Here is an 18,945-nt window from a genome sequence, read left to right on the forward strand (position 1 = left end):
GTCACCGCTCCTTCGCGTACTGCTCCAGGACGTCGTCGAGCGGTCCGTCGGCGCGCAGCTCACCACCGCGCAGGTAGAGCCCGCGCGTGCAGAACCGCCGCAGGTCGTCGTTGTTGTGCGAGACGAGGAACAGGGTGCGCCCGGCGGAGAGCAGCTCGCCGATCCGCTGGTAGCACTTGTCGCGGAACGCCTTGTCCCCGACCGCGAGGACCTCGTCGACGAGCAGGATGGGACCGTCGAGCTGCGAGACCACGGAGAAGGCGAGACGGACCTGCATGCCCGAGGAGTAGTGCCGGTACGGCGAGTCGAGGAACTTGTGGATCTCGGCGAAGTCGACGATCTCGTCGAAGCGCTCCTCGATCTCCTTCTTCGACATCCCATGCAGGCCCGCGGCGAGGTAGATGTTCTCCCGGCCCGTGAGGTCGGGGACGAACCCTCCCGTGATCTCGATGAGCGGGGACACGTCGGCCTTCACCGTGGCCCGGCCCTCGTCCGGCAGGAGGACGCCCGTGACGACCTTGAGGAGCGTCGACTTGCCCTGCCCGTTCCGCCCGATCACCCCGATCGCCTCGCCCGGCGAGACGTCGAACGAGACGTTGCGCAGCGCCCAGAACGAGTCGCGGGCCGGGCCCTTGTCACGACGCAGGATCATCTGCCGCAGGCCCGCGCTGCGGCGCCCGCGGTCGAACTGCACGCCGACGTCCTTCACCGAGATGATGGGGTCGGGCAGCCCGGTGAACGTGGTCGCCGCCATCACAGCTCCTTCAGCATGGAACGCTCGGTCCGCGCGAAGACGATCCAGCCGAGCACGAGGGTGAACACCGAGACCCCGCCGGCGATCGCGATCGCGTCCCAGTGCACGGCGTCGGGGAAGAACCCCGCCCGGAACGCCGTGATGATCCCGCTCATGGGGTTGAGCAGGTACAGCGTCTTGAGGACCTGCGGGATGTTCGCGTTGTACACGTCCTGGATCCCGTACAGCACGGGCGACGCGTAGAAGAGCACGCGCATCGCGACCCGGATGAGCGGCTCGATGTCGCGCAGGAGCACCTGGAGCGGCGCCAGGAGCAGACCGACCCCGGCGAGCAGGACGAGCTGCATGAGGATCGCCACCGGGAAGAGCCAGATGTGGCCGTTGATCTCCGGCTGGAAGATGAGGAGGAACACCGCGAGCACCGGCATCGAGAACCCGAACTCCACGGTCTTCGACATGACCACGCGCAACGGCCACACCTCGCGGGGCAGCCGCGTCGACCGCACGAGGCGGGAGTCGTGCTGGAGCGAGTTGGCGCTGTCGCCCACGCAGTTCTGGAACCACGTCCAGGGCAGCAGCGCGGCCAGCAGGAAGATGATGTAGGGCTCTTCCCCGACCGAGCGCGGGAAGATCTTGGTGAAGACGAACCAGTAGACGGCCGCCATGAGCAACGGGTCGAGGATCGACCAGAAGTACCCGAGCAGCGAGTCCGCGTACCGGACCTTGAGGTCACGCCGGACCAGAAGACCCAGGACCGAACGGGCCCTCCACAGCGCCATCGGCCTGTTCACGGCCGCGACGACGCCTGTATCACTCACTTGTTCCTCCACGCGCTGGACGCCTCGCACCCGAGGCCGTCGCACACCCTACCGTCGCGGGAACCCGCGGACGGACGGTCAGTCGTCGCCATCGGTGATCCCGATCGTCGCGCGCCAGGCCGAGGGGGCGACGAGCGCGGACGCCTGGTCACGGTACGCCTTCTGCACCTCGGGCCAGCGCCGCTTGAGCTCGCGGTGCAGCGCGAGCGACTCCCGCCAGAGCGCGACGAACGCCTTGCGGTCTCGCACGTACCAGTTCCCCGTGCGGTCCTCGCCGGCCAGGACGAGCACGCTGTCGTACCGCGGCAGCTCCCACCAGACCCCCTGGCCCCGCTCGAGCTGGGCGTCAGGGCGGCTCCGCTTCTCGGGGCGCACGGGGACGAGGAGCTGACGCGCGACGGAGCGCAGCGTGAAGACCGCGAGCGCCGCACCTCGGGGACCGTGCTTCCGGGCGGTGGGCGGCACGTCCCTGCGGGCCGGCACCGGGGCCGGGGCGTCGACGGTGTAGCTCCGGGCCTCGCCGAACTCCTTGGCCAGCGCCCGCAGCTCGCCGAGCCGCGTCCCCATCGTCGCGTGGAGCTCGCCCGGACCCTTCAGCACGTCGCGGAGAGCCGCGTTGCGGAGCGTCACGGCGTAGTACTGCATCGAGAGGAGGTGCTTGAGGTTGAGCCGGCTGCTGTCCGCGAGCAGCGCGCCGCCGTGCTCCTCTCCCGAGTGGATCAGGCCCGAGACCACGCGGTTGCGGGCGTGGAAGTACGCCTGCCAGTCGATCGCGTCGTCCTTGTCCTGCCACGTGATGTGCCACAGCGCGACGCCGGGGAGCGAGACCGTCGGGACGCCGGCCGCCTTGGCGCGCAGCCCGTACTCCGCGTCGTCCCACTTGATGAAGTACGGCATCGACAGCCCGATCTCACGGACGACCGCCGTCGGGACCAGGCACATCCACCAGCCGTTGTAGTCGGCGCGCGGCCTGCGGTGCAGCCAGCGCGTCGCGCGCAGGGACTCGTCCGAGAAGTCGACGAGACGGTGGTCGGGGTCCGCGGGGCCCCACATGAAGTTGGACTGCTGCACGATCTCGCTCACCGCGTGCAGGTTGGTGGGGCGGTACATGTCGAACATGTGGCCGCCGACGATGGTGGGCCGCGAGCAGGCGTCCGCGAAGCGCACGGCACGAAAGATGCTCTCCGGCTCGACCGCGACGTCGTCGTCGAGGAGCATGACGTGCGTGGAACCGAGCGCGACCGCCTCGAGCATGCCGCGCGAGAAGCCGCCCGAGCCGCCGAGGTTGGGCTGGTCCACGATCTTCAGGCGGTCCCCGAGGCCCTCGCGTGCCTCCTCGAAGCCCGGCTCCGCCGCGACCTTCTGGGTGCCCTGGTCCACGACGACGACCCGGTCGAGCACCTGGCGCACGTCGTCGTCCGTGCCCAGGGCCCGTAGCGTCCGCACGCAGTAGTCGGGCTTGTTGAAGGTCGTCACGGCCACGGTCACCGTGCCGTCCGCCGCGGGCCCGTCCACCTCCCAGCGGCCGGGGCCGATCTCGACGTCGGTCGACGCGGTGATCTCGAACCAGCACCAGCCACCGTCGGCCGCGCCCGCCGTGGCCACGTCGAGCCGGACGGTCTCCTCGCCGTCGAACCGGACCGCCTCGAGCCGCGTGGCGTGCCCGCGGGCGTCCGTGCGCACGAGGCGGACCTGCCCGCGTCCGGCCAGCTCGATCTCCAGCGTCACGGACGTCACCGTGGTGTTCGCCGCCCAGTGCATCAGGGGGAAGGCGTTGAAGTAGGAGGCGAACGAGACGTCGCTCCCGGCGACGAGACGGGCCGTGCGGCGCGAGACGACGTCGATCGACGACGTCGCCCCACGAGGGCTCTCGACGTACAACGGGAGCTTGTCCAGATCCGTGGGGTAGACGACGTGCTGGACGGTGATCACGGTGGGCGCCTCGCAGGATGGGTCGAAGATCCGGACGGCCGAAGACGTGCGCAGCACCCGCTGAGGCGGCGCGTCGGCTCGATGCCACAGGCTACCGGGCAGACCGTTCGGGACGGGCGAAATCGGCGCGGTTCACAGAATGTGCAGATCGCGTTCACGAACACGTCGGTGGCGGGTCCGTCGCACGACGCTGACGTAAACTCGGGTCGGCCCGGGGCGGTTCTGCCGTACCCGCGGCACTCGTCGAGACCCCGATCCGAAGGGCACCCATGCCGCGTCGTCCTGCCACGACGTCCCGCGAGCTGCGAGCGAGCCGCACCCTCCTCCGTCTGCCCGCGCGCGTCCCGGACCACGTCTCCTCCCTGGACGTCCTCGTCAACGGCCACCGGGTGTGGTCGATCGACCTCGTGTCCGACGAGTCGCTCCACGAGGCCCTCGACCACCGGTGGCCCGCGCCGATCACGCCGTTCCTCGAGGGGACGGCCCGCATCGACGTCGCCGACTCCACGACGGGTGACGTCCTGTGGAGCACGTCCGTCCGGTTCGGCCGGAGCGACCAGCCGGTGGAGGTCGTGGACGCCCTGGGACGCCACGTCGCGCTCAACAAGTGGGGCCGGCTCGGCAAGACGTTCGACGGCGCGGACGAGGGCTTGCAGCAGCGCCTGCTCGACCGGCTGGACGTGCTCGTCGAGCTCCTGCACGAGCTCGGTCTGCGGCCGTTCGTGGTCGGCGGCACGTTGCTCGGCGCCGTCCGCTCGGGCCACATCCTCCCGCACGACGACGACGCCGATCTCGCCTACCTGTCGGAGCTGAGCCACCCCGCGGACCTCTCCCTGGAGAACGCCCGGATCGCGACCGACCTCACGTCGCGCGGGTACGAGGTCGTCCGCCACAGCAACGCGCACCTGCAGATCACGTTCCGCCGCGACGACGGGCTCGTCGACGGCTACATCGACATTTTCACGGCGTTCTTCACGCCGGACGGCCAGATCAATCAGCCGTTCCACGTGCGCGGGCCGATGCGTCAGGACTCGATGCTGCCGTTCTCCACCGTCACGCTCGAGGGGCGCGACTATCCGGCGCCTGCCGTCCCGGAGGACTGGCTCGTCGTCAACTACGACGAGAACTGGCGCACGCCCCTCCCGGGCTACAAGCTCCGGACCCCGCGCGCGACCGCCCGACGCTTCCGCAACTGGTTCGGCTCGTACAACTTCCAGCGCGACTTCTGGGAGGACCGCTACCTCTACGACCCGACGAGCGCGAGCGGCACGGACCTACGCGGTGCGGACGCCCTGCTCGCCCGCACGGACGACGGCGACATGGTGGTCGACCTGGGGTGCGGGGCCGGCGCGGCGGCACGGCACCTGGCCGCGCACGGTCGTCGGGTCGTCGGCGTCGACTACGCCGAGTCCGCGCTGCTGCGCGCCCGCGGCCTCACCGAGGGCGCCGCGGCGGAACGGGTCACGTGGCTGCGCCGCAACCTCATCGACTTCCGCGAGGCCGCGGACGTGATCGCCCTCCTCGCCGAGGAGGAGGGGCGTGTCCACGTGCTCGCCAACCACCTGCTGGAACGCCTCGGCCACCACGGCCGGGCCACCGTCTGGCGTACCCTGCGTCAGTACGCCCAGGCCGGGAGCGTCGTGGCCCTCGTCGTCGACACGGTGCCCGACCCCGAGGTGACGTTCCGCGACCCGACGACGTGGCACCTCACGCTCGACGAGATCGAGCAGGAGCTCGCGCCCCTGGGCCTGTCCCTCCACGGCACCACACCCCTGCGCGGGACCGCACGTGACAGCGTCCGGCAGCCCGTGCTCACGTACCTGACCACCGCAGCCCAGAGCTGAGACGAGGACGACATGAAGCAGAAGATCATCGCCGTCGGCGACCGTGTGGCGCCTTCCCTCATGGCACGGCTGCGCGGCAAGCCTCGGCCGAACCACGCGCAGGTGCTCGAGGAGCTGGCCCAGCTGCGCGAGGACGTGCGCGACCTGCGCGCGGAGATCGACGAGTGCCGCCGGGACAACGTCCGCATCGCCGAGCTGACCGACATCGTCGAGACGCGGCTCGCCGCACCTCGGTCGGTGGACTGACCGACCCGCGCCGCCCCGGCCCCGACCTCGACGGAACAGCGAGCACCCCCATGACCCAGACCCCCCACGTGGCAGCCGTCGTCGTGACGTTCAACCGTCTCGAGAAGCTCAAGAAGGGCATCGCCGCGATCCGCGCGTCGAGCGTCCCCCCGCAGACGATCCTGCTCGTCGACAACGACTCCACGGACGGCACGGGCGACTACCTGCGCACCATCGCGGACGACGACGACATCCACGTCCTGTCGCTGCCGAAGAACGTCGGAGGCGCCGGCGGGTTCGCCGCCGGCCTGCGCCGCGCCCACGAGCTCGGGGCGGACTTCTTCTGGATCATGGACGACGACTGCTACCCGGAGCCGGACGCGCTCGAGCGGCTCCTCGACGAGCACCGCGCGGTCGAGGAGCACGTCCACGACCGCGTGCCCTTCGCGTGCTCCGTCGTCAAGTTCGTCGACGGTCAGCTGTGCGAGATGAACGAGGCCGTGACCACGTGGGACTGGCCGCGCTACCTCGTCCAGGGCCTGAACGCGGTCAAGGTCCGCGAGTGCACGTTCGTCTCCGTCCTGCTGCCCCGGTGGACGGTCGAGGAGCACGGGCTGCCCCTGGCCGAGTACTTCATCTGGTACGACGACAAGGAGTACACGAAGCGCCTGTCGGGGCGCACGCGTCCCGGCATCCAGGTGCTCGACAGCTACGTCGTGCACGACATGGGTGACAACAAGGGCGTCAACTACGGCCAGATCACCGCGCAGAACGTCTGGAAGTTCAAGTACGGCGCCCGCAACCAGTCGTCGTACCGCTGGCACTACGAGGGCAAGCTCTCGTGGATCACCTACGTGAAGAACGTGGTCGGCAAGATGCGCCAGGGCGGGGTCTCCCGCAGCCTCCAGCTCCAGATGGTCCGGCAGCTCCTCGCCGGCATCCGGTTCAACCCGCAGCCCCAGTTCCCCCGGACGTCGCCGAAGGCGCCGAGCGCGGGCTGACGCCGAGCGGACGAAGGGCCGGTCTCCCGTGCGGAGACCGGCCCTTCGTGCGTCCTGGGACGGACCTCGCAGACGGTCCTCAGAGGAACTCGTTCGCCCGCTCGAGGTCCTCGGCGAAGTCCACCTCGACGGCGTACAGGTCGGAGACGTCGACGGGGACCACCTGGAGCCCGTCCTTCTCGATCGCGACCTCGATGCCGCGCTCGAAGTAGTCCTGGTCGCCGACCTCGGCGAGCCGCGTCACGAGCGCAGGCTTGTCGGCAGGGGCGACGAAGTTGATACCGACCGCCTCGCCGAGCGCCCCCTGGACGGTCTTCGAGAGCTCGTCGATCCGGCCGTCGGCGTCGACGGTGTACTTGACCTCCTCGTCGCCGACCGCCGCGGTGTTGACGCTGACGAACGACTGCCCGGACTCGATGTACGGCTTGAGCCGCTCGAGGACGCGCGGGTCGAAGACGACGTCGCCGTTCATCCACAGGACGCCCCGGTCCCCGGTGGCTCGCAGCGCCTTGAGCAGGCTCTTGGACGTGTTCGTCTGGTCGTAGATCTCGTTGTACGCGAACGTCACGTCGGGCGCGGCCTCGAGGATCTGCTCGAGCTTGAACCCGACCACGACGAGCACCTGGACGTCGCGGCCGAAGGCGCCGCGGACGTTGCCCAGCTGCTGGGCGAGGATCGTGCGCCCGTCCTTCAGCTCGGTCAGCGGCTTGGGGAACGGCCGTCCGAGGCGGGTCCCCATCCCGGCGGCCAGGATGACGACCTGGGGCGCGTTGCTCACGGTGTGTCCTTTCGTCTCTCGCTCCGGCTCGCCGACGAGCGGAGCACCGGACAGACTCTACCGACTGCGACGCTGCTGTCCTGCCGGGTCAGAGCTCGCGCGCGTCGTCCTCCAGCAGGACCGGGATGCCGTCGCGCACCGGGTACGCGAGCGGGCGGTCGGGGTCGGTGGAGTGCAGCTCCGGCTCCCCGGACGGGCCGGTGCCGTCCACGAGGCGGGCGCCGGTCACGGGGCAGCGCAGGGCCTCGCGCACCCAGGGGTCGATCTGCAGGCTCATGCTCGCTCCTCGTCGTCGTGCGCGCGCACGAGCGACAGGACGTCGTCGCGCACCTTCTCCATGATGTCCTCGTCGGCCGCCTCGACGTTGAGCCGCAGCAGCGGCTCCGTGTTCGAGGCCCGGAGGTTGAACCACCACTGCGGGTGGGAGTCCCAGTGCGAGACGGTCAGCCCGTCGAGCTCGTCGACCTCGACCGGTCCGCCACCCTGCTGCGTCACGTAGGCCTCGACGACGCGCGCACGGGCCGCGGGCACGTCGGCCACGGTCGAGTTGATCTCGCCCGAGGCGACGTACGGCTCGTACATCTCCCCCAGCGCCGAGAGTGGGTGCGGCTGCGACCCGAGCGCGGCGAGCACGTGCATCGCCGCGAGCATCCCCGTGTCCGCGAAGAAGAAGTCGCGGAAGTAGTAGTGCGCGCTGTGCTCGCCGCCGAACACGGCGTCGTTGTCGGCCATCTGCGCCTTGATGAACGAGTGCCCGACGCGCGTGCGCACGGTCCGTGCTCCCGCGGCACCGAGGAAGTCGGGCACGGCACGCGAGGTGATGAGGTTGTGGATCACGGTCGGCGTGCGTCCCGCCTCGACCTCCTTGGCGACCTCGCGCAGCCCGACGAGCGCCGTGATCGCCGACGGCGACACCGGGTCGCCGTGCTCGTCGACGACGAAGCAGCGGTCGGCGTCGCCGTCGAACGCCAGCCCGAGGTCGGCGTCGTGCTCCACGACGGCGGCCTGCAGGTCGAGCAGGTTCTGCGGGTCGAGCGGGTTCGCCTCGTGGTTCGGGAACGTGCCGTCGAGCTCGAAGTACAGGGGCACGACGTCGAGCGGCAGCGCGGGCAGGCCGGCGCCGGTGCCCAGGACGGCCGGCACGGTGTAGCCACCCATGCCGTTCCCGGCGTCGACCACGACCTTGAGCGGCCGGATCCCGGACAGGTCGACGAGCGAGCGCAGGAACGCCGCGTAGTCCGCGAGCATGTCGCGGTCCGCGACCGAACCCGGCGCGTCCGCGGCGGCCGGGAGGCCGTCGCCGAGGTAGCCCTCTGCGAGCCTGCGGACCTCCGCGAGCCCTGAGTCCTGACCCACCGGGCGCGCCCCCGCGCGGCACAGCTTGATCCCGTTGTAGACGGCCGGGTTGTGGCTCGCCGTGAACATGGCGCCCGGCATGCCCAGCGCGCCGGATGCGTGGTAGAGCCCGTCCGTGGAGCACAGCCCGATCCGCACGACGTCGACCCCGGCCTCCGTGAGGCCGGCGGCGAACGCCTCGACGAGCTCGGGCCCGGAGTCGCGCATGTCGTGCCCGACGACGACGCTCGCCCGGGCCGGCGCGTCGTCGGCCGCGACGGGCGCCTCCGGCAGGGCCACCGCGCGGGCGAACGCGGCGCCGATGGCCTTCGCCACCCGGGGGTTCAGCTGGTCCGGGACGGTGCCGCGGACGTCGTACGCCTTGATGAGGTGGGAGAGGTCGGTCGTCACGCGCCCCAGCCTATCGGCGCCCACGGCGGCCGCCGGTCGGCGGCGCCCGCTACTGGCCGCCGGCCGCGTACCGCGCCTCGGTACGCGCCTTCGCGGGACGCCACCACGCCTCGTTGGCGCGGTACCAGTCGACCGTGCGAGCGATCCCCTCGGCGAACGACGTGTAGCGCGGCGCCCAGCCGAGCTCGGTACGCAGCCGCGTGGCGTCGATCGCGTAGCGCAGGTCGTGCCCTGCTCGGTCGGCGACGAGGTCGTAGTCGGCGCGGTCGCGCCCGAAGATCTCGAGCAGGTCGCCCACGACGTCCAGGTTGGACCGCTCCCCGTCCGCCCCGACGAGGTACGTCTCGCCGACGGCGCCCCGTTCGACGATCGCCCACACCGCGTCGTTGTGGTCGTCCACGTGGATCCAGTCCCGGACGTTCTGTCCCGCGCCGTACACCTTGGGCCGGCCCCCGTCGAGGAGGTTGGTGATCTGCCGCGGGATGAACTTCTCCACGTGCTGGTACGGGCCGTAGTTGTTGGAGCAGTTGGAGATCGTCGCGCGCACGCCGAACGAGCGCACCCAGGCGCGCACGAGCAGGTCGCTCGACGCCTTGGTCGAGGAGTAGGGCGAGGACGGGTCGTACGGCGTGGACTCGGTGAAGCGGCCCGGGTCGTCGAGCTCGAGGTCCCCGTAGACCTCGTCGGTCGAGACGTGGTGCAGCCGGACGTCGTGCCGACGCACGGCCTCGAGGAGGGTGAACGTCCCGAGGACGTTGGTCCGGACGAACGGCGACGGGTCGGTGAGCGAGTTGTCGTTGTGCGACTCCGCGGCGAAGTGCACCACGAGGTCCGTCGACGCGACGAGCCGGTCCACGACGTCGGCGTCAGCCACGTCGCCGACCACCAGAGCGACCCGGTCGCGCACGGGGTCCAGCGACCGCTCGTCGCCCGCGTAGGTGAGGGCGTCGAGCACGACGACGTCGACGTCGGGCCGCGTCTCGACCGTGCGTCGCACGAAGTTCGCCCCGATGAAGCCGGCCCCGCCGGTCACGAGCACCCGCACCGACGACCTCCTCGACCTGTTCCCCTGCCGCCCGCGAGTCTAGCGACGGGGCGGCGGGAACCGGCGCGGTGCACGGCATTTCACCCTCCCCCGGCCCTCCTGCTCGTGAGAGCCTGCCGGGATGAAGGGGATCGTCCTGGCAGGTGGCGCGGGCACGCGTCTGCACCCGATCACGCTCGGGGTGAGCAAGCAGCTGCTGCCCGTCTACGACAAGCCGATGGTCTACTACCCGCTCTCGACGCTCCTGCTCGCCGGGGTCCGTGACGTGCTGGTCATCACGACGCCGCACGACGCGGCGGCGTTCCACCGGCTGCTGGGGGACGGGTCGCAGCTCGGCGTCTCGATCTCCTACGCCGTGCAGGCCGAGCCGAACGGCCTCGCCCAGGCCTTCGTGCTCGGGGCCGACTTCCTCGACGGCGACTCGGCGGCGCTCGTCCTCGGCGACAACATCTTCTACGGGCCGGGTCTCGGCGACCGGCTCCAACGCTTCGCGGGGATCGACGGCGGCGCCGTCTTCGCCTACCGCGTCGCCGACCCGACGGCGTACGGCGTGGTCGAGTTCGACGAGTCCGGGCGCGCGCTGAGCATCGAGGAGAAGCCGGCCCGGCCCCGGAGCAGCTACGCGGTCCCCGGCCTCTACTTCTACTCGGCGGACGTGGTCGACGTCGCGCGCTCGCTCCGGCCGTCGGCGCGCGGCGAGTACGAGATCACCGACGTCAACCTGCACTACCTGCGCGAGGGGCGGCTCCAGGTCGAGGTCCTGCCGCGCGGGACGGCCTGGCTCGACACCGGGACGGTCGACTCGCTGCTCGACGCGAGCGACTTCGTCCGCACGATCGAGAACCGCCAGGGGCTGAAGATCGGGGCGCCGGAGGAGGTCGCCTGGCGACGCGGGTTCCTCACGGACGAGGAGCTCCGCGAGCGCGCGACCGCGCTCGCGCCGTCGCGCTACGGCACCTACCTGCTGTCGCTGCTCGACACGTGAGGCCCCGGACCGTCCTCGAGGCCGGCGAGCACCAGCGGGGCGGCGGCACGCCACCGCTCGCGCCAGTCCCCGACCGGCTCCACCCCGTGGCGACGCAGCGCGTCGTGCCCCAGCACGGACCACGCGGGGCGGGGCGCGGGACGGGCGAAGGCCGCGCTCGACGTCGGCCGGACGCTCTCCGGGTCGATCCCCACGGTCGCGACCACCTCCCGGGCGAGCTCCCACCAGGACGCCTGGCCCTGGGCCGTCCCGTGGTAGGCACCGCCGGGTGCTCCGGCGCCGACGAGGCGCACCACGAGGTCGGCGAGGTCCACGGTCCACGTCGGCTGACCGACCTGGTCGTCGACGACGTCGACCGACCCGCGTTCGCGTGCGAGACGGGCGATCGTGCGGGGGAAGCACGTGCCGTGAGCGCCGTAGAGCCAGGCCGTGCGGACGACCAGCGCACCGGGGTGCTCGGACCGCACCGCCCACTCGCCCGCAGCCTTGGAGCGCCCGTACGCCGAGCGTGGTGCGAGCGGGGCGTCCTCCGCGTACGGCGACCCGGGCCCGGCGGGCGCGACGCCGTCGAAGACGTAGTCCGTCGACACGTGGACCAGCCGGGCGCCGCGGGCCGCGGCGGCCCGTGCCACGTGCTGCGCGCCGACCGCGTTGACGGCGAACGCCCCGGGCTCGTCCCCCTCCGCCGCGTCGACGGCCGTGTACGCGGCCGCGTTCACGACGACGTCCGCCCCGCGCACCGCGGCGTCGACCGCCGCGGCGTCCGTGACGTCGAGGCCCGCACGGTCGAGCGCTCGGACCTCCTCCCCGCGGGAGCGCAGCAGGGCGACGAGGTCCGTGCCGAGCATCCCGCCGGCACCCGTGACCGTCCATCGCACCGCGACCACCTCCGCACGCACCCTATCGAGGAGCAGCATGAACGCCCGTGAGCTGACCGTCCCCGGCGCGTGGGAGCTCACGCCGCGCCAGCACGCCGACGAGCGCGGCGTCTTCCTCGAGTGGTTCACGGCCTCGGCCCTGCGCGAGGCGACCGGACGCGACCTCGACCTGGCGCAGGCGAACGCGTCGGTGTCGGCCGCCGGAGTGGTCCGCGGCGTGCACTACGCCGACGTCCCGCCCGGTCAGGCGAAGTACGTGACGTGCGTCGCGGGGTCCGTCCTCGACGTCGTCGTCGACCTGCGGGTCGGTTCCCCCACGTTCGGACGCTGGGACGCGGTGACCCTCGACGCGCACGAGCGCCGCGCCGTCTTCCTCCCGGAGGGCGTGGGGCACGCGTTCATGGCGCTCGAGGACGGGTCGACCGTCGTCTACCTGTGCTCGAGCGGCTACGCGCCCGAGCGTGAGCACGGCGTGGACCCGACCGACCCGGACCTGGCGATCGACTGGCCGACGACCGGGCCGCACGGTCAGGTGCTCGTCCCGTCGTTCTCCGCGAAGGACGCCGCGGCCCCGTCGCTGCGGGCCGCGCTCGAGGCCGGTGCGCTCCCCCGCGCCGACGAGGTCGACGCGTTCGTGCGCACGCTCAGGGCCTGACGGGTCAGTCGCCCTCGGCGCGCAGCACGCGCAGGTGGCCGCGCCGTCCGACCTCGGTGACGTCCGGCGGTTCGGGCTCCGTCCGGACCTTGCCCGCCTCGCGCACCGCGTCCGCGAGCGCCGACAGGTCGTCGTCGCTCGGGCCGGTCTCGACGAACTGCGGCGAGAGCCGCACGACCTCCCAGCCGCGCGGCGCGGTGAGGCGCTCCGCGTGCTCGGCGCACAGGTCGTAGCTGTGCGGCTCGGCGAGGTGCGCGAGCGGGCCCAGGACCGCCGTGGAGTCGGCGTAGACGTAGGTGAGGGTCGCGACGGCGGCACGGACGCACGCCGTGCGCGAGCACTGCCTGACGGATCTCACGCGCTGACCTTACGCCCTCCGAGCGTGTCGTGGGGCCGGCACACGCCGTCCGGACCGCGCGCCGCCGCAGGTGGCACGCTGCGCCGGGCGTCGGCGGGCTACAGTCGTCGTGTGCGTGGCAACTCTCCCTCCCCCGGCTCGCGACCAGAGCCCGCGGGCGCAGGGCGCCGAGCCCGCGACCGCTGGTCGCGGCGCGGCGCCGCCACCCCGCCCCCGGTCTCGTTCGACGAGCTCGTCATCCCTCCCCGTGCGCCCGGCCCGGGCGGCCAGGGCCCGGTGCCGCGGCGCCGCGACCGCCGCGGTCGCGGGATCCGCGGACCGCTCCTGCCGCCCACCGCACCCGCGAGCCGCACGCGGGCGGAGAAGTTCGACGACGTCGTCGTCGACGTCGTCGAGCGGGTCGAGCGCTCGTGGGCCAAGCAGCTGCGCGGGACGGAGTTCGCGGTCGAGGACGTCCCACCCTCCGACCCGGCGCCCTGGGAGGACGGCGGTGTGCCGCTCGGCCGGTGCTTCCCCGCGGAGTCGGGACAACCCGCACGCATCGTCGTCTACCGGCGCCCGGTCGAAGCGCGCGCGTTCGACGCCGAGGACCTGGAGGACCTCGTCCGCGACGTGCTCGTCGAGCAGGTCGCGCACCTGCTCGCGCGGACCCCGGAGGAGATCGACCCCCGGTACACCGGCGACCGCTGAGCCGGCGCCGTTCCCTAGTACCCCAGCCCCGCGGTGTCCGACGCGCGGACCGCGACCTCGCCGGGCGCGGGCGCGTCGACGACGGGCAGCAGGACCGAGAGCAGGCTCGGTGTCTCGTCGCCGTCGTCGCCGCTCGGCGGACCCGCGCTCGCCATGACCGACCAGACCGGGTCCAGGTCCTCGCGCGCACCGACGACGTCGACCGTCACGGCCGCGACCACCGCCTCCGAGCCCTCGGCCCGCAGCGTGGACGGGTCAAGGGTCTGGGCCGTGCCGGCGGCGAGCGTCACGGTCGTCGTCCCGGCCTCGGCGCCGTCCTCGTCGTAGGCGCGGACCCGGAGCTCGAGGCGTCCGACCGCGTCGTCGCCGTCCTCCGCCGCGTCCGTCGTCGGGACCGCCGCGAGCGTCAGCGCCGACGTCGTCCCGGGGACGAGCGCGACCTGACCGGCGCGCCCGCCGTCCTCGTCGACCGGGGCGTCCCCGCTCGCGGGGGCGCTCGTGGCGGGCGTCAGCGCGCGGGCCGCGATCCACGCCCGGTCGTACTGACGCTCCTCGTGCAGCAGGTCGGGGTCCGGCTCGCCGCGCCGGTCGACCGACGCCCCCGCGACGACGGGGACGTCCGCGTGCACGGCCACGGCGTACGACCCTGCGGGGAGACCGCCGAGCGAGACGTCGGTGACGACCCCCGGCGTGAGGGCGACGTCCTCCACGCCGCGCAGCGGCACGGGCCCGTCCGCGCCGTAGACGGTCACGCGCGCGGTCCCGGGTGCGTCGCCCGGTGCGAGGAGGCGCAGCTGAGGGGCGTGCGGGTCGTCGACCGCCTCGCCGACGCTCGCGACCCCGGCGAGGGCCAGGTCGTGCGCCGGCTCCGCGCCCGGCACGACGTGGTCGACGCCGAGCGGGACCAGCCCGTCGAGCGTGGAGTGCTGCAGGTACGCGGAGAGGAGCCCGCCCGTCGCCGAGACGTGCACGACGAGGCGCCGCTGCTCGGGGGCGGCGGCCTCGACGAGCGTCACGACCTCCTCGCCCGGGCCCACGAGCTGCTGCCCGCCCCCGGAGAGCACCGCCGCGCCGCCCTGGCCCCAGACGTCCACCTGCACGACCGCCGGCGTGAGCCCCGGGTTCTGGAGCACGAGCTGGGTGCTGCTGCCGATCTGGGTGCTCCCGCCCACGAGCCACTGGCTGATGCCGGGCCGTGAGCAGCTCGCCGCGGCGAGGCCGCGCAGGTCGCCGGCGGTCGTCACGGATCCCACCGACGCCGCGACCCGCGGCTCGGCACCCTCGCCCGGGCGGACGGTCAGGACGGTGCCCGTGGCGGGGTCCTCGACGGTGCTCACCGTCGCGTCCGCGTCGGGGGCGCGCTCGAGCGTCCGGGCGTCGGCGCGCGCGGTCGTGCCGTCGAACGCGCCGAGGTCGGCCGACCCGTCGCCCTCCACGACGGCGCGCAGGCTGCTCTCGGTGCCCACCGGTGCGGGGCCGAACTGCGCGTCGCCGACCGTCTCCGGGTCGGTGAGCCGCGCAGGGCCCGGGCAGACCGTGACCTCCGGGCCCGGCTCGACGGCGACCTGCTCGACCGCGTCGAGCGGGGCTGGCGCGGCGGGGACGAGCGTCGCGCCCGTGCTCCCGAACGCGGCCACGGCGCCCGCCGCGAGCATCCCGACCAGGCCGGCGCCGGTCGTCGTGACGCGTCGCACCACCCCGCGCCGCCTGCCGCGGGACGTCCCGGCACCCGCCTCGTCGGGGGCCGACTCGCCCTGACCCGTCTCGTTCTGCGTCGTCACCGCGCTACCTCGTCCCCGCCCGCCGGCGCCGTACCGGCACCGCGAGCAGCACGTACACGAGCAGGGTCACCCCTGCCACCGTCATCCAGCCCGACCGGTGGTCCGCCGCGTGGAACACCTCGAGGTGCCCGTCGGCGGCACCGAGGGCGAACGCCTGGAGCCCGCCGGTGGTCGACGGGTCGACGACCTCCAGGGGGCGGCCGTCGAGCGTCGCCCGCCACCCGGAGGAGGCTTCCTCCGCGAGCACGACGACACGGTCCTCGGACCCCGCCGGCACGGCCGTGTCGACCGGTCGGAGCGCCTCACGATCGGCGTCGAGCGGCTGCGTCCCCGCGGCCGACTCGACCCGCGCCCAGGAGGGGTCGACCCCCTCGGGCGCCACGCGCCACACCAGTCCCGCCTGGCCCTCCGTCATGCGCTCGAGCCCGGGCACCGTGTCGAGGCGCGCCACGAGCTCCGCGCGCGCCTGGTCCTGCTCGGCCGACGCCGGCAGGAGCACCGCGCCCACGCCGAGGCGCCCGAGGCCGTCGGCCACGTCAGCGGACGTCCCGGAGACGAGGTCGGCGACGAGCCGGGGCAGCTCGCCCTCCGTCGCGCCAGGGTCTGCGGCGCGCCACGCCTCCACGACGACCGAGGAGTCCACGGCCTGCGGCCCGTCCGAGCGCAGGGCCGCGTACTCGACCACGTTGCCCGGAGCGAGCTCGAGGCTGAGGACCCGGGCCTGGCGCGGGGAGGACTGCATCTGTCGACCGACCGGCGGGACGACGGGCTGGGTCGTCGCGCGGACCGCGCCGACCCGCGCGTCGTCCCGGTCGAGCACGCCCGCGGTCCACGACGCCGCGGCGCCCAGCGGGAGCAGCGTCACGACGAGACCGAGGGCGACGACGGCACCCGACCGCCACGGCGGGGCGCCGCCGTCGGGCAGCCGCGGCGCCCCGACGAGCGCGGCACCGAGAAGCGCGAGCAGCGCGAGCGAGATGCCCGCCCCGGGCCAGCCGGTCACCGGGGCGTCCGGCGTCGTCCCGGCGGCGACGACGGTCGAGCCGGCGAGGATCGCCGTCGCGAGGCCGATCGCCGCGACGAACCACGCGCCGACGGCGAGGCGACGGCCGCGGAGCACGGCCACGACGGCGAGCGCCACGACCACGAACCCGGCCGCGAACGGCGCCCACCGCGCGAGCAGGTCGACGGCGCCCGAGCCGTCGAGGCCGAACCATGCGTCCGGCGTCACCGGCAGGCCGAGGAGCTGCTGCCACGGCGCCGCGGCCGTGGCAGCGACGGGCGCGCCGGGGTCGGCGAGCAGGAGGCGCCACCCGCCTTCGCCCGCGGTCCTCGCCACGTGGACGAGGAACGGCGCGAAGAGCACGACGGCGGGGACGGGCACGAGCGCGAGGTACCGGCGGTGCGCGGGCACCCCGACCGCGGCCACCACGAGCACGAGGACGCCGACCGGGAGGAGCACGGGCGAGCCGGCGACGACGACGGCGAAGAGCAGGCCGGCCGTCGCGGCCGCGGCGAGCGACCCCGGCTCGCGCCGAGGGGCTGGACGCGCGGCGTCGGGCGCGGCCGGCGCGACCGCGTCGACGCGCTGGAGCCCGAGCGCACGGACGACCGCGAGCGCGAGCCACGGCAAGGTGGCGTGCACGAGCACGGCACCCACGCGGCCCGCGCCGACGGCGGAGAGCAGCGCCGGCGCGGCCACCCACACGAGCGTGGCCCACGCACGCGCCGGGACCGAGCGGACGAGGGCGCCCGCGGCGAACCAGGCGCCCAACCCCGCCGTGACGAAGCACGCCGGCACCAGCAGGTTCACCGCGGTCTGCGTCGCACCGCCCGCGAGCAGGGAGGCGGGGACGAGCGCCGTCACGTAGGGGTCGGCCGGCGCCGGCGCGCCGAGACCCGTCGTCACCCACCCGGTCGTGGCGGCGCGCCACACGTCGCCGAGCGTGCCCGTCGCGGGGAGCAGCGAGCCGCCGACGAGGCGCCCGCCGGCGAGCAGCGTCCCCGCGAGCGGGCCGAACACGACGGCCGTGTACGCCCCGAGTGCCACGACCGTGGCGGCGAGCCCCGCCCGCCGCCGCAGGGCGAGCGCGCGCAGCTCCCGCCGCTCGATGTCGGTGGGAGCCCACGCCGTGCGCCGCTGCTCCGCCCGGGCCAGACGACGGTCACGGCGCTCGGCGAGGACCTCGCGCCACGTGCCGCGCAGCGGGCGCAGGGCGCGACGCGGGAGCCTGCGGGTGCGCCGGGCGGCGCGGCGCGCGCGCCACACGGGCCCGACCCGGACGAGCGCCCACAGCGGGGCGAGCAGCTCGTCCCGCGCGTGGCCGGGCTGCTTGACGAGCAGCCGGTACGCGGCGTGGAACGGCGCGCCCAGCACCATCGCCAGCGCGACGAACGGCAGCCACGGCGCCGCGACCCCGACGAGCCGCGCATGGAGCTGCGAGCGTCGCCGCGCGGCCGAGGACGAGTCGGGGTCGGGTGCGGGGAGCGTGGTCGCGCCGCGCCGGCGGTCCCGCAGCCCGAGGAGCGACGCCTGCGCGTGCCGCACCACCGCCGACGGCACGACGATCACGCGGTGCCCGGCGAGGCGTGCCCGGCGGCACAGGTCGAGGCCGTCGCCGAACGGCCCGTACTCGGGGTCGGTCCCGCCGAGCTCCTGCCACACCGTGCGGCGCACGAGCGCGCCCGCGAGCCCGACGGCGAGCACGTCGTCACGCGCGTCGTGCTGGCCCTGGTCGATCTCGTCGTCGTCGATCCCCGTCATGCGCCGCCCCAGCGGCGTCGTCGTGACGCCGACCTCGACGAGGCGGCTCGCCGTGCCCGGCTCGAACGGCGCGGCGGGACCGGTCCCCGTGCCCACCGTCCACCGCTCCTGCTTGGGCCCCGCCACCGCGACCGCGGTCGAGTGCTCGACCGCGCGCAGGAGCTCGGCGAGCGCGTCCGGCGCGGGCGCCGAGTCGTCGTGGAGCAACCAGAGCCACGTGCCCGGCTCGACGTGCGCGAGCGCGGCGTCGACGGCGTCGCCGAACGAGCGGGCCCGCGGGGCCGCGACGAACCGCGCGTCCCCCAGCTGGAGGCCCTGGTGCTCGCGCGTCGCGTCGGAGGTCGTGGCGTCCACGACGACAACCGCGTGCGGGCTCGTCGTCTGGGCGCGCAGCGCTGCCATCGTGTGCGCGAGGAACGGTGTGCTCCCGCGCGTGACGACCACGGCCGTGACGGTCGTGACGACGGGCAGCGCCCCGGTGACGGCGGCGACGATCTCGGGTGCCGCGACGACGCCCGGCACAGCGGCGGCACGCGCGGCCGCCCCCGGCGTGAGGGCGCCGGGGCGTGCACTGCGCGCGGAGGTGGTGAGGTCGGAGGAAGTCATGTCCCGTCGATCATGCGACGGACACGGCTCCAGGCGTGGCATTTGCGCGCCCCGGTGTGGCGGGGTGTCGTGGCCCCGTCACGGC

Annotated in this window: 17 protein-coding genes; 6 read left to right on the forward strand and 11 right to left on the reverse strand. The window is 73.9% G+C overall.

Annotated elements, in window-relative coordinates:
- Position 1 precedes the first annotated feature (1 nt).
- The 3 genes from CCE02nite_RS08180 to CCE02nite_RS08190 all read right to left on the reverse strand — a co-directional run bounded on the left by CCE02nite_RS08180 (position 2) and on the right by CCE02nite_RS08190 (position 3,504).
- Complete coding sequence (locus CCE02nite_RS08180; RefSeq protein ID WP_174774901.1) at positions 2–754, reverse strand: ABC transporter ATP-binding protein; 753 nt, start codon at positions 752–754, stop codon at positions 2–4.
- On the reverse strand, positions 754–1,572 hold the full coding sequence (locus CCE02nite_RS08185) for an ABC transporter permease (protein WP_255318722.1): 819 nt from the start codon (positions 1,570–1,572) through the stop codon (positions 754–756). Before CCE02nite_RS08185 ends, CCE02nite_RS08180 begins: the two co-directional genes overlap by 1 nt.
- Before the next feature lie 78 nt (positions 1,573–1,650).
- The gene (locus CCE02nite_RS08190) at positions 1,651–3,504 is read right to left on the reverse strand and encodes a glycosyltransferase (protein ID WP_141389174.1); all 1,854 of its coding nucleotides are present in this window, start codon (positions 3,502–3,504) and stop codon (positions 1,651–1,653) included.
- A gap of 269 nt (positions 3,505–3,773) precedes the next feature.
- Here CCE02nite_RS08190 and CCE02nite_RS08195 point away from each other — a divergent pair, with 269 nt between their 5' ends.
- Genes CCE02nite_RS08195 through CCE02nite_RS08205 form a run of 3 tightly spaced genes read left to right on the forward strand, consistent with a single transcriptional unit; the run spans position 3,774 to position 6,574 of the window.
- Positions 3,774–5,348, forward strand: a complete 1,575-nt coding sequence (locus CCE02nite_RS08195) for a LicD family protein (protein WP_141389175.1) — start codon at positions 3,774–3,776, stop codon at positions 5,346–5,348.
- A gap of 12 nt (positions 5,349–5,360) precedes the next feature.
- Positions 5,361–5,594, forward strand: coding sequence for a DUF6752 domain-containing protein (locus CCE02nite_RS08200; protein WP_141389176.1), 234 nt, complete (start codon positions 5,361–5,363; stop codon positions 5,592–5,594).
- Positions 5,595–5,644: 50 nt separating this feature from the next.
- Positions 5,645–6,574 (forward strand): glycosyltransferase family 2 protein, encoded by a 930-nt coding sequence (locus CCE02nite_RS08205; RefSeq protein WP_141389177.1) that lies wholly within the window; start codon positions 5,645–5,647, stop codon positions 6,572–6,574.
- A 79-nt stretch (positions 6,575–6,653) separates the two neighbouring features.
- Here CCE02nite_RS08205 and CCE02nite_RS08210 read toward each other — a convergent pair whose 3' ends face one another.
- The 4 genes from CCE02nite_RS08210 to rfbB form a co-directional block, all read right to left on the reverse strand.
- A complete protein-coding gene (locus CCE02nite_RS08210; protein WP_255318723.1) occupies positions 6,654–7,352 on the reverse strand; it encodes a phosphocholine cytidylyltransferase family protein in 699 nt (232 codons plus the stop codon).
- An 88-nt stretch (positions 7,353–7,440) separates the two neighbouring features.
- Positions 7,441–7,629 carry a Trm112 family protein gene (locus tag CCE02nite_RS08215; RefSeq protein ID WP_141389178.1) on the reverse strand — a complete coding sequence of 63 codons (189 nt, stop codon included), beginning with the start codon at positions 7,627–7,629 and terminating at the stop codon, positions 7,441–7,443.
- Positions 7,626–9,098 (reverse strand): phosphomannomutase/phosphoglucomutase, encoded by a 1,473-nt coding sequence (locus CCE02nite_RS08220; protein WP_141389179.1) that lies wholly within the window; start codon positions 9,096–9,098, stop codon positions 7,626–7,628. The genes CCE02nite_RS08215 and CCE02nite_RS08220 overlap by 4 nt, the downstream gene beginning before the upstream one ends.
- 49 nt (positions 9,099–9,147) lie before the next feature.
- The gene (gene rfbB / locus CCE02nite_RS08225; protein ID WP_141389180.1) at positions 9,148–10,143 is read right to left on the reverse strand and encodes a dTDP-glucose 4,6-dehydratase; all 996 of its coding nucleotides are present in this window, start codon (positions 10,141–10,143) and stop codon (positions 9,148–9,150) included.
- 121 nt (positions 10,144–10,264) lie between these two features.
- Here rfbB and rfbA point away from each other — a divergent pair, with 121 nt between their 5' ends.
- Positions 10,265–11,128 carry a glucose-1-phosphate thymidylyltransferase RfbA gene (gene rfbA / locus CCE02nite_RS08230; protein ID WP_141389181.1) on the forward strand — a complete coding sequence of 288 codons (864 nt, stop codon included), beginning with the start codon at positions 10,265–10,267 and terminating at the stop codon, positions 11,126–11,128.
- Here the strand turns inward: rfbA and rfbD are convergent.
- Positions 11,101–12,006 carry a dTDP-4-dehydrorhamnose reductase gene (rfbD, locus tag CCE02nite_RS08235; protein WP_141389182.1) on the reverse strand — a complete coding sequence of 302 codons (906 nt, stop codon included), beginning with the start codon at positions 12,004–12,006 and terminating at the stop codon, positions 11,101–11,103. The genes rfbA and rfbD overlap by 28 nt on opposite strands.
- A gap of 37 nt (positions 12,007–12,043) precedes the next feature.
- Here rfbD and CCE02nite_RS08240 point away from each other — a divergent pair, with 37 nt between their 5' ends.
- Positions 12,044–12,661, forward strand: a complete 618-nt coding sequence (locus CCE02nite_RS08240) for a dTDP-4-dehydrorhamnose 3,5-epimerase family protein (protein WP_141389183.1) — start codon at positions 12,044–12,046, stop codon at positions 12,659–12,661.
- Positions 12,662–12,665: 4 nt separating this feature from the next.
- On the opposite strand, the gene CCE02nite_RS08245 is transcribed toward CCE02nite_RS08240, so the two are convergent.
- Positions 12,666–13,019: a DUF3499 domain-containing protein gene (locus CCE02nite_RS08245; RefSeq protein ID WP_047232115.1), complete on the reverse strand. Its 354-nt coding sequence runs from the start codon at positions 13,017–13,019 to the stop codon at positions 12,666–12,668.
- 111 nt (positions 13,020–13,130) lie between these two features.
- Between CCE02nite_RS08245 and CCE02nite_RS21215 the strand changes: the two genes are divergently transcribed.
- A complete protein-coding gene (locus CCE02nite_RS21215; RefSeq protein WP_308463688.1) occupies positions 13,131–13,709 on the forward strand; it encodes a metallopeptidase family protein in 579 nt (192 codons plus the stop codon).
- Positions 13,710–13,723: 14 nt separating this feature from the next.
- On the opposite strand, the gene CCE02nite_RS08255 is transcribed toward CCE02nite_RS21215, so the two are convergent.
- Complete coding sequence (locus CCE02nite_RS08255; RefSeq protein WP_141389184.1) at positions 13,724–15,490, reverse strand: DUF5719 family protein; 1,767 nt, start codon at positions 15,488–15,490, stop codon at positions 13,724–13,726.
- A 4-nt stretch (positions 15,491–15,494) separates the two neighbouring features.
- Positions 15,495–18,860: a glycosyltransferase gene (locus CCE02nite_RS21170; RefSeq protein WP_141389185.1), complete on the reverse strand. Its 3,366-nt coding sequence runs from the start codon at positions 18,858–18,860 to the stop codon at positions 15,495–15,497.
- Between the last annotated feature and the right edge of the window lie 85 nt (positions 18,861–18,945).

The sequence above is a fragment of the Cellulosimicrobium cellulans genome (assembly GCF_006539945.1).
Lineage (GTDB): Bacteria > Actinomycetota > Actinomycetes > Actinomycetales > Cellulomonadaceae > Cellulosimicrobium > Cellulosimicrobium cellulans.